Raw genomic sequence first — 14099 nt, forward strand, 5'->3', positions numbered from 1 at the left:
GGGAACGGTCACGGTGCGGGAGCAGGGTCAGTAGTCGTCGCGTTCGGTGTTCGGTCCGTACCGCTCGATGAGGTCGCAGGTACAGGTCCCGCCCTCGTACAGCTCCGTGTCGCACTCTTCGTGGTGCTTCCGCACCGGCCGCTTCGCCGGGGCCGCCGACCGCGGGGCTGCCGACCGCGGGGCGGGCGACCGCGGGGCGGGCGGCTGCGGGACGGCCTCGGCGGCCGACACCGCGCCCGCCCACTCCATGCCCAGCGCGGCGAGGGCGGCGAGCTGCTCCGCGGTGAGCTTGTCGCGCCTCGACTTGGTGTTCGAGAGCCACACGCCCAGCTTCACAGTCACCGGCTCCGCCTCGCCGTCGACCGTGATCTCCACGACCGTGCTGCGCGGGACGGGCCGCTGCCCTTCCTTCTCCACCCACTGCGTCAGGGCGGCCAGGCCCCGCTGGAACGCCGCCTCCGCCTTGCCCCCGGCCTTGCGCGCGCCCTTGAGAGCGGCCAGCGCCGGAGTGAGCCCCGCCGGGGCGGGAGAGGGTGCCTCAAAGGGCTGCACGCCCAGCTTGGAGAGCCGCTCCTGCTGTTCGGTCGACAGCTGCGCCCAATTGGCCGGCTGTTTCTGCCTCTCCAGCCACCGCCCGATGTCATCGCCGTCCATCAACACCCCGGGTGCGATGTCGGGCAGGCTGCCGTCGGCGTCGACCAGGTCAGCGAGGACGCGGTGGTGGCGTTGCCAGTCGAGTGGCCATGGGCAGTTCCAGTCGGGGTCGATCGCGGCCAGCTGCTTTGCGCGCTCCGCTGCCCGCTCTGGGGCCTTCCCGAGGCCGCCCTTGCGGCGGAGGTTGGCGATGTGCTGCCCGATCGGCACGGGGCCGCCGCTGGCCGGGTCGTCCCAGAGCGCGTCCTGGCGGGGTGCGAGGTGCCCGGTGGCCCGTCGGTACGACCGCAGCGCGGCGAGCTTGGTCTCCCAGGTTTCTTCGCCAGGCTCCCAGACCATCCCGGCCTCGGGCGCGTCCAGCAGCTCCTTGCGGCGCGGCTCCAGCTCACCCGCCCGCATGGCCTTCCTCTGCTGGTGCACCCACCTCCCCAGCGGAAACGACTTTGTCACGCCCACTTCGGTCTCAGTGTCGTAAGGCACGGCGTAGAGGCCGGTGATCTCGTGCTCCGCCCGCCACCGCAGCAGGGCCTGGTAGCCCTCCAGCCAGACCAGGGACTCGGGCCGGTAGACCCGGGTGCGTAGGAAGGCCGCGATGGTCGCGGCGTCGCGCGGGCTGGAGAAGTGGAGCAGGGCGGTTTCGGCGGCGGCCTGGGTGTCGTCGTGCTCTGGTCCTCGCCGTCAGCGTCGCCGCCGGCCCCGACGATCCGCCCCTCTTCGTCGCGCCGGACGTGCACCTTGCGCTTGCCGCTGGTGAGCGCGCGGGAGGCGAGCTGCTCGACCAGGCGCTCATCATGCGAGCGCAGGCCCTTTATCTAGTGCTGGCGAAATGGTGGGCACGTTTGGTGTGGTTCAGGGGCGGTCGCCATGAAGGTGCGGGGTGCTTTGGAACGGTTACCGGAAGATCTGCTCGATGCCGAAGACGAGTTTGTGGGCTTGGGGCCATCCGGCGTCGATGAAGCCGTCGCAGATCTGCCGTAGGGCGGCGAGGTTGTCCGGGTTGCGGAGAAGGCTGCGGTGGTCGGCGAGGATGCGTTCCACGAAGGTGACGCAGGCTCCCACGCCGAGCGTGTCTGCGGTGTAGCCGCTTTGTGCGCCTACCTGGGTGACGATGTCGCGGACGGTCAGGAGCGTCTGCTGTGGACGCTGGTCGATCATGCGCACAGACATTTCGACGAGGTGGTGGGCGATACCCGCGACTGGGGTCGTCGATAGGAGCTTGATCAGTGGCTCGGCTTCGTCGACGAGCCTGACCTCCGGTGCGGCTGGGGGCTGGCTGTTGGGGTCGCCACCGCTGGCGAAGTAAATCTGTGACGCGACGTTGTCGAGGAGCCTGATGGTGTCCTTGAGTTGTTCCCGCTCGGCGTCGGTAGAGGTCTGACATTGGGCCAGAGCGTGGCGGGTCTTGTCGAGAGCTGGTTCGGTGAGTTGCTGCATGAGTGTGAGGGCACGTTGCCGGACAGTGTCGTTGGCGTGGGTGAGCGCTCCGGAGACGCGCAGTTGGTGGAGGCAGTCGGCCCACGTGCCGTCGTCCAGCCAGCGGGTGATCATGCTGGTGAGGGACGTGCCTGCTTGGGGTGTCGCGTGTTGGACCCAGAGGAGTCCGGCGGCGGTGGCGCAGGCGGAGGCGGCAGTCTCGCGGCCGGGATGCGGGGTTGCACGTCCCATGACGGTGGTCAAGATGGAAGCGCCGCGTTGACGGTCATTCATGCGGAAGCATGCCGTGGTGACCGTGGCGGCTAGCACAGCGTCGTCGCCGTCCTGCGCAGCGAGGCGCTCGAGAATCTCCCACGCCGTATCCGTGTCGCTGACCGTTACGAGCGGGGTGAGGCGAGCCACTGTGTGCCTGATGGCTCCCACGGGATCTGCCGCCAGTGCGAGCAGCGCTCGGGCGACTTCCGGGCTGTACTGCGCTGGGACGTAGGCGAGTTGGCCGAGGCCGCGAGCTGCATCAGCTCGGGGGCCCTGGGGGAGGAGCAGGTCGAAGTTGGCGTTCTCCGGGGTGGGCTTGGGCCGAGGGCTCTTTGCCGATGCAAGAAGGATGGTGCGCGCGTGGGTCAAGGTCGCCGGCGGCGTTTCTGTACTGCGGGTCCAGATCTCCGCAGCCCGGGCAAGAGCGTCCTCCGCCTGCGCACGGATGAGGGAAGACTGCGTCTGCTGCAGGGCTGCTTCCAGCCTGGTGGCAGTACGTTCAGCGGATGCTGTGTCTTCCGGTCTGGCGATGCCGTTGAGGTAGGCGCTCCCGAAGCTGGTCAGGATCGCGATGAGCATGCGCAGCTCGGCATCCGCAGGGTACTCCTCCCCGGTTACGGTTGGCTGCGCAGCAGGCCAGGGCAGGCGCTCAGCGGCGGCATCGGTATCTCGTGCATTCTTGTCCGTCATCAGTGATGGATCGGTGACGTGTTCCACGGAGAGCGCGTCAACGAGCAGCTGGTACCGGCGGGTCTGCGCCTGGCTTCTCTCCTGGGAGGTGTCTGGCCTGAGCGGGATGATCGCTGCTTCCAGGCGGGCAGCTTCGGCAGGCGCAAGTGTGGGATGCAGCGCGCCGATCAGCTCACAGACGGGCCCGAGCAGATCAGGGATGAGCAACTGCGTCACGACGTCGGCCGGCTCGCGGATCAGGGAGGCTGCCAGCGCCGGGTTGGCGGCCGCCGCACGCAGGGTGCGTCGCCATACGACACCCGTCTGGGGAGCCGAAGCGAGCGCCTCGCACACCGCCTGCGCCTCAGTGGCGGTGGCAGTGGCGGCGAAGTCCTGATACGCGTCGAGGAGGGCCGACGGGTCATTGCGCGTGTAGCTGGAGCCGAAGTCCCACGTACGTGAGTCGTCCTTGATGACCACGAACGTGCGGCCCCCCAGGACAGCCGAATGCTCGGGTAGATCTTGGCCAGTGCTGGTGAGGCGGGTAAGGATCGCCAGAGCACGTGGGAGATCTGAGCGCAGGACGGTAGGGAAGCGCTCGGTCAGGGGGTACTTGGCCGCGTCGAAGTCCTGCCGGCGATTGGACACGAGAGTCAGCACGGAGCCGCTGCCCATCTGGGTGTCGGCCGAGGACGTCTCGGTGTGGCCCAGCACGGCCACGTAGAGGTCTTCTATGAGGCCAGGCAGGAGATCCAGCCCCTCCGAGACCTTGCTGGTCAGGGAGAGGAGGTCGTTGTAGCCGCGCTCTTCGAGCTGGGGCGACTCCACAGCGCGCCTGAGTAGCGTCTCGGTCGCGGTCAGGTCACTCGCTGCAGTCTGAATCACCGCTGTGATGGCCAGCCGGGAAGCAGATGCTGGTGGCTGGGTCCACAGATATTCCAGCAGGCGCCGCGCTGCCAGCCCGCAGAGTCGCAACTGCTGTTCGTCCAGCACCGCCCGATGGGATGCCAGGTCGGTCACCAGAACACCCAGCGCCGGGAGGGACCGGGCAGGTGTCCGGGAGAGGCGTTCAGCAACCTCGGCCCAGACACCTGGATGCTGGAGACTGCCTTCCTTCAGCTTGAGGGAGACGGCGATAGCGATCGCTGCGAGTACTCGCTTCGCTCCTTCCTCGGCGCGCGGATCCGGTGAGAGCAGCGGCTCCAGATCTGCTGCCTGATCGCAGTCGTCCGTGACGACGCCTGCGATCGCCGTGCCGGCCATCCCGGGTGAGGGCAGTGTCATCAAGGCCAGAGCGAGCGCGCAGAACACGCCGGGGTCTCGCGCCCAGGCCGTCCGGAGGTACATGTCGATGCTGGGCCGGGCGAAAAGCAAGAGGTCCGGATCGGCGTCCAGCCTCTCCTGCAGCCCGCCGAGGGACTGGGCGAGGTAGGTGACGGCCACGGCGTAGTCGAACAGCACGTGGTGCGCGAATTGCAGGGGACCGTTGGCCGTCGGACCCATGATCGTCGGAGCTTGCGTGAGGACCGAGCTGGAAAGGAGGGCCCGCAGGACGTCTGACGCTGCGGTGTCGCCCTCCAAGATCTTCTGGGCGGGGACGGCCAGTCGTCTCTCCTGTACCGCGGCTGCACACAAGCGGCCGAGGAGGGCCGTTTTCGCGATGCCCTCGGTTCCCCGGGTGACGCGCGCCTCCCAGTAGCGCTCCAGCAAGTCCAATCTGCTGTCGGCTGTGCGTAGCTGCGTTGCTGCTGCGCCATCCAGCAGGAGTTCGGCAGCCAGGCGCAGGTTGAACGGATTGCGCAACAGCCGTCGCTGTTGGTCGGAAGCCTGGCTCAGAAGGTCACCCAAGGCGGGGAAGAGGTCGGTGACCTGGGCGACCTCTTCGTCCGTCAGATCACCCACCTGTACCGACCCGTCTGGAAAGAGGGCACGCAGCTGGGGGGAGTGTTGTAGATCCCAGGTGCGGATGGAGGCGACCACCTGCCAGTTCGGCAGCCGGCGGTTGACATTCGCGATGATTGACCGCCACAGCTCGGTGGAGGCATCGACGCGTGCGGCATCCAGGGCGTCGATCGCCAGAAGACCGGTGCTGCCGGGCTGCCACTGCTCAAGAACGTCGACGAGCGGATGCTGCAGGTCGAGTTCCGCTTGGAGCATGCCAAGACTCCGGGCATCCACGCCGGCTACGGACAAGAAAAGTACGGGCCGACCTGCTGCAATGGCCCCCCGGGCCAACTCGTGCAACACCACGGTTTTTCCCGCACCCGGCTCGCCAGCCACGAGGACCGAGTCCTCCTGGGATGTCGCTCCGATGCCTGTGACCGTGCGTGCAATGGCCACAGGTCCCTGCGGCGTGGGGACGGTAGTGAGGCCATGACCCAGCTGATCGAGTGCGTCCTGCGTGGTCCTGACCAGGCAGCGGACATCCGAGGTGAAGTCTCGGGCCGTGGCCAGCGCGATGCCAGCCGATGACAGCGCCTGCTGCAGCTGCCTCATATCGGCACCGGAATGATTGATGGCCAGCTGCGCACAGGCACTGAGCAGCATGTGCCACGCCGCGTCCGCTTGGCCGGGATCAGTGATCACGGACGCGCGCAGCGTCCGGAGGGCCTCCCGTTCCTCCAAACCGCCCTGCTCGACGTCCAGGACCCATACGTGGCAGCAGGCGAGGAACGTCCTCAGCTCTGCAGCTGAGGGCATGCCGCCGCGCTGCTTCGCCCACTCCCGCATCGCGTGAGCGATGAACTTGTTGTAGGCATCGTTCTGGTCACCGTTGAAGACAAGCGACGCCACGCCTTGCTCGGCAGGAGCGTCACGGAGACGATCAAGAACTTCCGCTAGGTCCTTCCTCACCGGTTTTGAGGCATCACGTGAGGTGACGAGTACCAGCCGGTCTTGATCATGGCCCGGCATGAGGTGCTGCTGAACGAACTGCCTGACGGTCTTGCCGAGTTCACTCTCCCGCGCCTGAGACAGCGTGATTGATCGCTTTGCTTGGATCGCTAGTGTCCGGCCATCGGAGGTGTGCACTCGGCAGTCGTCGACGGGTTCGCCGGTTTCGCAGGCAATCCGTTCCACAGTTCCGGTCCACAGCCCCTGGACGCCGGGGGAGGCGGAGGCCGCTACAGCGGCGACAGCCAGCCAGGCGGCCACGCGATGCTGGTAGTCGAAGCCACCTGCCCCGGCGCTGCCCCCGGCGTCTGCCCGTGCTGCCTCACTCACCGCGGCTCTCCTCGCTCACGCCTACCTGCAGGCTCAGACACATCCATTATCTCGGGGGAGTGTCACGGATGAGGGATGTTTGTTCTGGTTGTCGCCTGCGGTGATGGTGCTGGCCGGAGGGCCGTACGCCGTTGTGTGGGCGATGGTTGTATTTGTTACGTGGATGCCGACTTTGTGGCAGAGCGTGCCGTTCCTCCGGTGACCGGTGTGGTGCGGTGGGTGGTGGTCGACGCCGGTTCGTTTGATCTGCAGACCGAGGCGGTGGCGTTCCTTGCGTCGTTGCGGGCGCGGGGGTGTTCGCCGAATACCGAGCGCGCGTATGCGGGGCGGGTGGCTCTGTACTTGAGTTACTGCCGGGTGCGGCGGCTGGACTGGCGGATCCCCGGCTTCCTGGATCTGGTCCGGGCTGCAGCGGTGGCTGGTCGAGACCCCTGTCCAGCACCGGGTCGGCCAGGTGCGGCCGGGTCCGGTCCGTTACCGCTCCCGGGGGACGGCGAACGCGGTCATGACGGTGGTGGGGGAGTTCCTGCGGTTCGGCGCTGTGCACGGCTGGGTGCCGGCTGAGACGACGGCGTTGCTGTCCCGGCCGAAGTTGCTGCGTTTCACCCCGCCCGGCTTGGATACCGGCGAGTCGGGCCGGCGGCGCCCGGTCGGGGCGGCCGTGTTCCGCTTCAAGGTCACCGAGCCGGGCTATGAGGACCTCAGCGGTGAGCAGATCCGCCGGATGATCGATGCGGCTCCGAGTGCCCGGGATCGTTTTCTGATCGCGTTGCTGGCGTGTACGGGGCTGCGGATCGGTGAGGCGCTCGGGCTGCACCGAGGTGGTATGCACCTGCTGGCCTCCTCCCGCGCTGTGGGCTGCGGCGTGGATGGCCCGCACGTGCATGTCCGCCGCCGCGTGGACAACCCCAACCGGGCTCTGGCGAAGTCCCGGCATCACCGCTTCGTGCCGGTCACCGCCGACCTCGTGGCCCTCTACACCGACTACCAGTACGAACGCGACGACGTGGCCGAGGCTGCGGAGTCGGAGATGGTCTTCGTGAACCTGTTCCGCCAGCCGCTGGGCCGGGCGATGTCGTACCCGGCCGCAGCTGCCGTACGGCTGTTCCGGACCGTACGACACCCGCCCCGCCATACCCCGCCGGGGCCAACGGCCCCGGACCCGCACCCGACACCCGCGGGCCCCGACAGGGGCCCGGCCCCGCGCCCCGCCGACGCCCCGACAGGGGCGGGCCCCAGCCGGCCAACGGCCGGCCCCTTCTTCGTTGTGCCGGTCTGCTGCTCGCTGCCGCTCTCTGCGGGGCGGGTGCGGCTGGGGGGACTTAGACATCGTTTCTGATGGCGTGATCGTTCGTTGAGCCGTACATGACGGATCTGGTGGAGCGGTTGGTGCCGGACGAGTTGTGGACGCTGTTTCGGCGGGTGGTCCCGCCGACGCAGGTCGCACGCCCGCAGGGCGGTGGGCGGTGTCGGGCTGGGGACCGTGAATGCCTGGCGGCGATCATCTTCGTGGCCGCCTCGGGTTGCACCTGGCGGCAGCTGCCCCCGGTGTTCGGGCCGGCCTGGCCCACGGTCTACCGGCGCTTCGCCCAGTGGAGCCGGGCTCGGGTGTGGGCTCGGCTGCACCGGATCATCCTGGATAAACTCGGCGCCCGAGGTGAGCTGGACTGGTCGCGGTGCGCGATCGACTCGGTCAGTGTGCGGGCCGCAAAAGGGGGCCACTGACCGGACCGAATCCGACCGACCGCGGCAAGAACGGATCGAAGATCCACCTCATCACGGACCGCAACGGGCTGCCGCTGTCACTGGGCATTTCCGGCGCCAACCTGCACGACAGCCAGGCCCTGGAGCCACTGGTTCGCGGCATCCCACCCATCCGCTCCCGGCGCGGACCCCGCCGCCGGCGCCCGGCCAGACTTCATGCCGACAAGGGATACGACTACGACCACCTGCGGAAATGGCTCCGCCAGCGTGGCATCCGCCACCGCATTGCCCGCAAGGGCATCGAGTCCTCCGCCCGGCTGGGCCGGCACCGCTGGGTGGTGGAGCGGACGGTGTCTTGGCTGGCTGGCTGCCGCCGCCTTCACCGCCGCTACGAACGCACGGCCGAGCACTTCCTGGCCTTCGTCGGCCTCGCCGCCGCCCTCATCGGGTACCGCCGTCTGGCCAGGTGAAGCAGTCCAGGCGGGGCCGGAGCCGGGTCAGGCCAGCATGAGGGCGACGGCGTCGCCTGCTGAGGCGGCAGCGGAGAAGAACCGGGTCAGCTCCTCATAGCGGTGCTGCAAGGTGGCCAGGTCCGCGGGGACCTCGGCGTCGGATTCCGGCAGGAGATAGGTCTCGGCACGGCGCATGGCGGCCATGTCGTAGTGCCGGCGAGTTCGCCGAACGGTGTGGCGGCGAGGAAGCCGCCGGCCCGGGCGACGTCCTCGGGACTCAGATAGCGGGCGGGTCCGTAGTCCAACTCGTCCTCCAGCGGAAGCTCGACCCCTCCGTGGATGATGTCGACCGGCATGCCGCCGTGGGCGGCAAGGAGGTGGTGCAGCTTGTGCCACGCCTTCTCGATGCTGAAGAACGGTGCCTTCTCGGGTGACAGCGGCTCTCCTTCGGCCCAGGCATCGCCCAGCTCATCGATGTGCTCCTGCGCCCAGGAAGGATCACTCAACGACCGCCGCAGCTCGGCAGGGGACAGACGAACGTACTCGCAGTGGATACCCATGGGCACGACGCTAGCCGCAGGCGCCGACAAGCCTCCGGCCATGTCCGTCGGCTCCCCGCTCAACAGCCATAAGAAACGGCGTCTTATGGCTGTTCGCCGCTGGGAGCCGCCGGGTGGGGGTCTTCTCCGGGCGGGAGGGACCGTAGGGTGCGCTGTTTGCCCTGGCCGCCGCCGGCGAGGATGCCGGAGGCCTCGAGCTGGGCCAGTGCCTTGCGGAGGCTGGGCCGGGAGACGCCGAGGCGTTCGGCGAGCTTGGACTCGCTGGGGAATACGGCCCCGACCGCGAGCTCGTCTTGCGTGATGAGCGAGGTGATCCGCTCGGCCAGGGGCCGGTCGTCGCCGGGCCCTTGGCGCCAGGTGACCTTCCAGCGGTCGCCGGGGTCGGGTGCGGCGATGCCGTCCTCGACGTCGGCGAGGACGGGGCGCAGGGGGGGTGCGGATCTCGATCCGGCCGCGGGGGTGAGGCGGAGATGGCGTTCGAGGATCTCGATCCAGGACCAGGCGTCGAGTCCGGCGGCGAGGGCGAGATCCGGTCGATGTGGTCGCCAAGCTGCTCGCCGCCGGCGGACCAGGCGGTGTACTGGAGCAGGCAGCCGGGCTAGGGGATGTCGATGCGCACGAAACACTCGGGCTCCTCGCCCTGCAACGCCCCCGTCACCACGGCCTGTTCGACGAGGCGGCGGTCCGCGGTGGGGCTCAGCACCGTCGTCCCGGGTGCGGTGACGGGCGGGGCGGCGGTGAGGACCGGCACGGGCAGCCCCCAACAGCAGGATCAACGAGCAGGACGGCGGGGGAGCGGCACACCGCCCCGCACGCTCAACGACACCGGCGACAACCCGTCACACCGCGCCCCGCCGTACCGCTCAGGCGTTGCCCCACGCGTCGAAGAATCGCTTGCGGTCGTCCTGCGTCTCGTGCAGCCGGCGCTTGGCGAGCAGCACATGCCAGGCGGTGGTCTCGGCGTCACGCAGCCACAGCTGCCCGAGGTAGCGACCGCCGGCGACGAGCGTGTCATGGGCCAGTGCGTCGCCGATCACCGTGGTCACGGCGTCGCGCTGCTGGTCGTCGAGCTCGGCCAGGAAGCTGAGCACACGGTCGGCGATGCCCGCTTCGTTTCCCCTGGCCAGGCGGTCGAAGGACGGGCCGCCCATGTTGCCGGGGTCGATGTACAGGGCGGCATCGCCCCCCGCATTGCCCAGCGCCACCCAGAACTTGTCGCCGTCGGGCGTGCCCGGCAGGGGGAGGGCGGCGAAGAGGTCGATCAGATGACCGTTGGCTGCCTGGTTGTAGGAGACGTCGCAGGCTGCCGCGGAAGCGATCTTCGCGACGTGCCCGGCGGTCAGCCCTTTGCCCTCGGGCCAGTCCAGCGGAAGGTTGAGCTGCTGGGCAAGGTGCTGTGCCAGCTCACCGTCGTCGTCGAGGAAGCGCCGGGTGATCACAAGTTCCCCCAGGTCAGTGCCAGTTGGCGTACAGAGGCGGCGTTCATTGCCTGTCAGTCTGCCGAACCGGGCGGTGATCCGCTGGGGTGCGCGGACAACGTCCAAAAAGTGCTCGTCCGGCGCCGGCGGCCTCGACGCCGCCCGGGCCTGAACGGCCGTCCGGCGGCGGGCAGCTGCTCGGGTGGGGGCGCGCGGTGGCGGGCTGGTGTGCGCCCTGCCGGCGCCTGTGGGACCGGCCGTACGGTCGTGACGGCGCCCCGGCGTTCGGGGAGGCCGCGGAGGAGGGGGAGCAGATGGAGCGGCGGAGCCTGCTGGGCGCGGGAGTTGTGCTGGGTGCCGCGGTGGTCGTACGGCCGCCGGCGGCGCGGTCCGCCGAGCACCCGGCGGTGTCGGACGCCGAACTCGCCGCGGTCCGCGCGCTGTTCGCCGCCGGCGCCTACGAACGGCTCGGCCGGCTGCTGCCGCTGCTCCTGGACGGCGCCGAACACGGTGTCGAGGCGGGTCCGGCGGGCGCCGCCCGGGCGGCCTGGGTGTGGGTGCTGGCCTCCCAGCTGGCCGTCAAACAGGGCCGCACCGGCGCGGCCGGCGCGTACGCGGGCCTGGCCGGGGCCGCGGCCCGCCGGTCCGGGAACGCGGTGGTGCTCGCCGCGGCGGCCCGCGCGGGTGCGACCCCGCTGCGCCGCACCGGCCGCACCCCCGAGGCTCTCGCCTTGCTGAAGGAGGCGCGCGCCCACCTGACGGCCGGCCCACGGCCCTCGGCCGCCGAGCTGGACGCGGCGGGCATGGTGGAGCTCACCGCCGCCTACACCGCCGCCCAGGCCCACCAGACCTCCACCGCCCGGGACTTCGCGGACGAGGCCGACCAGACGGCACTGCGGCTCGCCCGCCGCCCGCACGCCGGCGGCCGGCCGCTGCAGCTGTCGGCCGGCCAGTGCACGCTGTACCGGATCGGGATCCACCGCCACCTCGGCGACCTCGACACCGCCCTCGCCCACGCCGCCCGCCTGGACGCCGGGCAGCTGCCGACGGCCGAGCGCCGCGCCCGGGCCGCCACCGACACCGCCCGCGCCCTGCTCGACGCCGACGATGCGGCCGGCGCCTTCACCCAGCTGCGCCTGGTGGAGCTCGCCGCACCCGCCGAGGCCCGCCGCCCCTCGGTCCGAGCGCTGACCGCCGAGGTCGCCGGGGCCCGGCCCGGCCTGCCGGGCCTGGACGCCTACCTCCGCCGCACCGCGCCCGGGGTGAACGCACCGGCCGGATAAGGCGGTTGCACACCGTGCCGGGCGGAGCCTTCCCCGCTGGCCCGGCCCGGGAAGAAGGCGCGCGGGCCTACGGCTGTGGGGCGGCGGCCCTAGGTGTGTTGTCCCGGGACGTTGGTGACACGCGTGCTGGGTGCTTGAAAGGGTGAGGGCCTTCTGGGTTCGGTGTGGATTGCGACATCTACCGCCGAACGCCAGGAGGCCCTCGTGTCCCACCGTAACGCCCCGCTGACGCCGACCGGCAGGCTGCGTCTGGCCCGGTGTGTCGTGGACGACGGATGGCCGCTGCGGCGGGCCGCGGAACGTTTCCAGGTCAGCCACACCACCGCTGCCCGCTGGGCGGGGCGCTACCGCCGACACGGTGAGGCCGGGATGCACGACCGCTTCAGCCGGCCCCTTCGTTCGCCGCGTCGGACCCCGGCCGCCGTGGAGGAACAGGTGGTGCGGCTGCGGCGTGAGCACCGCATCGGACCGCTGCGGCTGGCCGCCCAACGCGGCCCTGACCGACCGGCTCGCCGCCGTCTGCAAAAGCTTGGTCTGCAGGAGCGCGGCCTGGGGCGTGGCCCATCTGACCTTCGGCCTGCAGGCCCGCCGCCGGGTGGTGTGGGAGGCGGTGGCCACGACGGGCTCCCGGCCGAAGTGCCGGCCTGAGGCCCGGTCCTCGGCACCGGACCCATACGGTGAAGCGGACGCCCGCGAAGGGCGCCCGCTTCCGTCCGTGACCCGGGCCTGGGTGTGGTGGAGGGATCAGAACGCGTAGAGGGCGTTCCCGTTGAGGGTCGTGGCCATGACGCACGCGTTCGAGAAGCTGTGCTTCCAGGAGATGCGCTTGCCCTGCCACACGCCGTCCGCCGTGACGGTGACGGGGTCGTAGTGCATCGGGCAGGCGCGGTCGGTGTCCGGCGTGGCCAGGAGCGTGTCGAGGGTGCCGGCGGTGGCGGCGAGGGCCGCACAGGCGGCCTCCGGGTCGGGGTGCGTTCCCTGCGCGGTCGGCGCGCAGCTGAGGGTGGCCGCCCGTACGACGGTGCCGTCCTCCCCGCCCTGGGCGACGGTGAGGACCACGGCGGAGGGGGCGTACAGGCTGGTGGGCTGCGCTTCCGCGACACCGGCGGCGCAGGCCAGGGTCAGAAGGGTAGCGGCGGAGACGGCAGCGATGTGGCGACGCACGGCGACACTCTCTTTCGATTTGAAGGGCAGAGGCTGGACTTGCCTGTGCTTTGTAGGCTGTACGTCGCAGAGTCTGTCGGGTGTGAAAGTTGCGTGCACATCCATGACCGATTTACAGACAACCCGTTCGATTATCGGCGACCGAATGGTCGTTCAGGCAGCTCAGGCGGGTTGCGTGCAGTACGTGATCACCTCTTGACGCACCGTGATACCGCGGCGTGCCAGCCGTGCGAAGGTCGCTGACCTGCTCTCCGTCGCGACGCGTTCACCCAACATCCATCCAAGCTGACCGAATAGCGCCGCTATCTCCGCAAGAACGGCACTCCGGAAGCGGAATCGCAGGCCGGGAGGTCTGTCGTCGGGGGCGCGGGGCCTGGCCGGGCCGTCCGCGGGTACGGGAAGCGCATGGCGCCGTCCCCCACGCCCTGACGGGTGGTCAACCGCGGTGCGGCCGGACTGGCGGGCGGACGAAGGAGGGCGCATAGCGGTCGGCCTCATCGGTTTCCTCGGCGTGATGCTGGTGGCGTACGTGGTCCCCGGCCCAGACTTCCTCGTGGTGGCGAGGGCGGCTGCCGAGCATCCGTCGAAGGGGCGGGTGGCCGCGCTGGGTGCGCAGGCCGGGCTGTGCGTCCACATGCTCGCCGCCGCCGTCGGGCTGTCGGCGGTCGCTGCCCGTTCCCCGTCGGTGTATGACGCGGTCAAAAGGCCAGTCCGGCGTCGGTAACGTGCAGGTCGTAGGGGCTGCTCCCGGTCGCGAGCAGGCCACAGGCGACGGCGTCGTCGAGGTGGACCCCCAGGCCCATCGGGGTGATGTGCTTGGTCGGGTCGTCTTCAGCCGCTCCCTTGACCAGGGTCTTCTTTCTCAAGGGCGTGGCGCCAGGCTTGCTTGGCGGCAGCTCGCGCCTGTCGCCGTTCGATGGCCCGGTGCCAGCCGCGTGGGGGTCTGTCAAACAAACGGTGTAACTCGGGTAGTTGGGGTTACTGGCGGGCTGCTGAGAGCCGGCCGTCGAAGGTGATGTCGAAAGCGTTCAGCGCGGTCTTCCAGCGCATGGTCCAGCGGACCTGGCCCTTGCCTATGGGATCGAGCGACATGATCGCCATGTAGACGCACTTCAGGGCGGCCTGCTCGTTCGGGAAGTGCCCGCGAGCCTTGACCGCCCGGCGGATACGGGTGTTCACCGACTCGATCGCACGCTCGTGATCGATACACCTAGTCGCGGGCGGTCCCAGCCCGGTAGCGCGGCGGGCGGGGGAACTCTCCCCCCTGCCCGCCAGCGTCCTTGG

Annotated in this window: 10 protein-coding genes and 4 pseudogenes; 5 read left to right on the forward strand and 9 right to left on the reverse strand. The window is 69.9% G+C overall.

The annotated features are described in order from the left end of the window. Nucleotides 1-27: 27 nt before the first annotated feature. Together SGLAU_RS32595 and SGLAU_RS32600 are read right to left on the reverse strand one after the other, a co-directional pair. Nucleotides 28-1466 (reverse strand): annotated as a pseudogene (locus SGLAU_RS32595) (helicase associated domain-containing protein); the annotation flags it as partial. Between the two features lie 79 nt (nt 1467-1545). Beyond that, nucleotides 1546-6234 carry an ATP-binding protein gene (locus SGLAU_RS32600; protein WP_159072852.1) on the reverse strand — a complete coding sequence of 1563 codons (4689 nt, stop codon included), beginning with the start codon at nt 6232-6234 and terminating at the stop codon, nt 1546-1548. Between the two features lie 505 nt (nt 6235-6739). Here SGLAU_RS32600 and SGLAU_RS32605 point away from each other — a divergent pair. Further along, a complete protein-coding gene (locus SGLAU_RS32605) occupies nt 6740-7573 on the forward strand; it encodes a tyrosine-type recombinase/integrase (RefSeq protein ID WP_052414198.1) in 834 nt (277 codons plus the stop codon). Between the two features lie 26 nt (nt 7574-7599). Next, nucleotides 7600-8408 (forward strand): IS5 family transposase gene (locus tag SGLAU_RS34735; RefSeq protein ID WP_099052977.1). Its coding sequence is split into 2 segments (ribosomal slippage): nt 7600-7954 and nt 7954-8408, totalling 810 coding nucleotides; the frame shifts between segments, so codons are not numbered across the junction. A gap of 27 nt (nt 8409-8435) precedes the next feature. Here SGLAU_RS34735 and SGLAU_RS37060 read toward each other — a convergent pair. From SGLAU_RS37060 to SGLAU_RS32625, 4 genes and pseudogenes are all read right to left on the reverse strand, one after another. After that, nucleotides 8436-8992, reverse strand: a pseudogene (locus tag SGLAU_RS37060) (YfbM family protein). Between the two features lie 41 nt (nt 8993-9033). Further along, nucleotides 9034-9576, reverse strand: coding sequence for a winged helix-turn-helix domain-containing protein (locus tag SGLAU_RS34265; RefSeq protein WP_078958117.1), 543 nt, complete (start codon nt 9574-9576; stop codon nt 9034-9036). Next, nucleotides 9549-9701 carry a hypothetical protein gene (locus SGLAU_RS35460; protein ID WP_159072853.1) on the reverse strand — a complete coding sequence of 51 codons (153 nt, stop codon included), beginning with the start codon at nt 9699-9701 and terminating at the stop codon, nt 9549-9551. The genes SGLAU_RS34265 and SGLAU_RS35460 overlap by 28 nt, the downstream gene beginning before the upstream one ends. A gap of 112 nt (nt 9702-9813) precedes the next feature. Continuing rightward, a complete protein-coding gene (locus SGLAU_RS32625) occupies nt 9814-10389 on the reverse strand; it encodes a hypothetical protein (protein WP_052414199.1) in 576 nt (191 codons plus the stop codon). 293 nt (nt 10390-10682) lie between these two features. Here SGLAU_RS32625 and SGLAU_RS32630 point away from each other — a divergent pair, with 293 nt between their 5' ends. Then, entirely contained in the window at nt 10683-11651 is a 969-nt protein-coding gene (locus SGLAU_RS32630) for a transcriptional regulator (RefSeq protein WP_208869024.1), read from the forward strand. A 204-nt stretch (nt 11652-11855) separates the two neighbouring features. After that, nucleotides 11856-12134 (forward strand): annotated as a pseudogene (locus SGLAU_RS34270) (leucine zipper domain-containing protein); the annotation flags it as partial. A gap of 261 nt (nt 12135-12395) precedes the next feature. On the opposite strand, the gene SGLAU_RS32640 reads toward SGLAU_RS34270, so the two are convergent. Next, nucleotides 12396-12815: an SSI family serine proteinase inhibitor gene (locus tag SGLAU_RS32640; protein ID WP_043507566.1), complete on the reverse strand. Its 420-nt coding sequence runs from the start codon at nt 12813-12815 to the stop codon at nt 12396-12398. A 514-nt stretch (nt 12816-13329) separates the two neighbouring features. Here SGLAU_RS32640 and SGLAU_RS32645 point away from each other — a divergent pair. Further along, nucleotides 13330-13539: a LysE family transporter gene (locus tag SGLAU_RS32645; protein WP_244315389.1), complete on the forward strand. Its 210-nt coding sequence runs from the start codon at nt 13330-13332 to the stop codon at nt 13537-13539. Here the strand turns inward: SGLAU_RS32645 and SGLAU_RS35465 are convergent. Together SGLAU_RS35465 and SGLAU_RS32650 are read right to left on the reverse strand one after the other, a co-directional pair. Then, the gene (locus SGLAU_RS35465) at nt 13514-13681 is read right to left on the reverse strand and encodes a hypothetical protein (protein WP_159072854.1); all 168 of its coding nucleotides are present in this window, start codon (nt 13679-13681) and stop codon (nt 13514-13516) included. The two genes, SGLAU_RS32645 and SGLAU_RS35465, sit on opposite strands and share 26 nt — an antisense overlap. 112 nt (nt 13682-13793) lie before the next feature. Next, nucleotides 13794-14012 (reverse strand): annotated as a pseudogene (locus SGLAU_RS32650) (transposase); the annotation flags it as partial. Nucleotides 14013-14099: the final 87 nt, after the last annotated feature.

Source organism: Streptomyces glaucescens (assembly GCF_000761215.1).
Taxonomy (GTDB): domain Bacteria; phylum Actinomycetota; class Actinomycetes; order Streptomycetales; family Streptomycetaceae; genus Streptomyces; species Streptomyces glaucescens_B.

Excerpts from the sequence above, each read along its gene's own strand:
- SGLAU_RS32605 (WP_052414198.1), top strand. The coding sequence starts at position 6,740 with ATGACGGTGGTGGGGGAGTTCCTGCGGTTCGGCGCTGTGCACGGCTGG.
- SGLAU_RS32630 (WP_208869024.1), top strand. The coding sequence starts at position 10,683 with ATGGAGCGGCGGAGCCTGCTGGGCGCGGGAGTTGTGCTGGGTGCCGCG.
- SGLAU_RS32645 (WP_244315389.1), top strand. The coding sequence starts at position 13,330 with ATGCTGGTGGCGTACGTGGTCCCCGGCCCAGACTTCCTCGTGGTGGCG.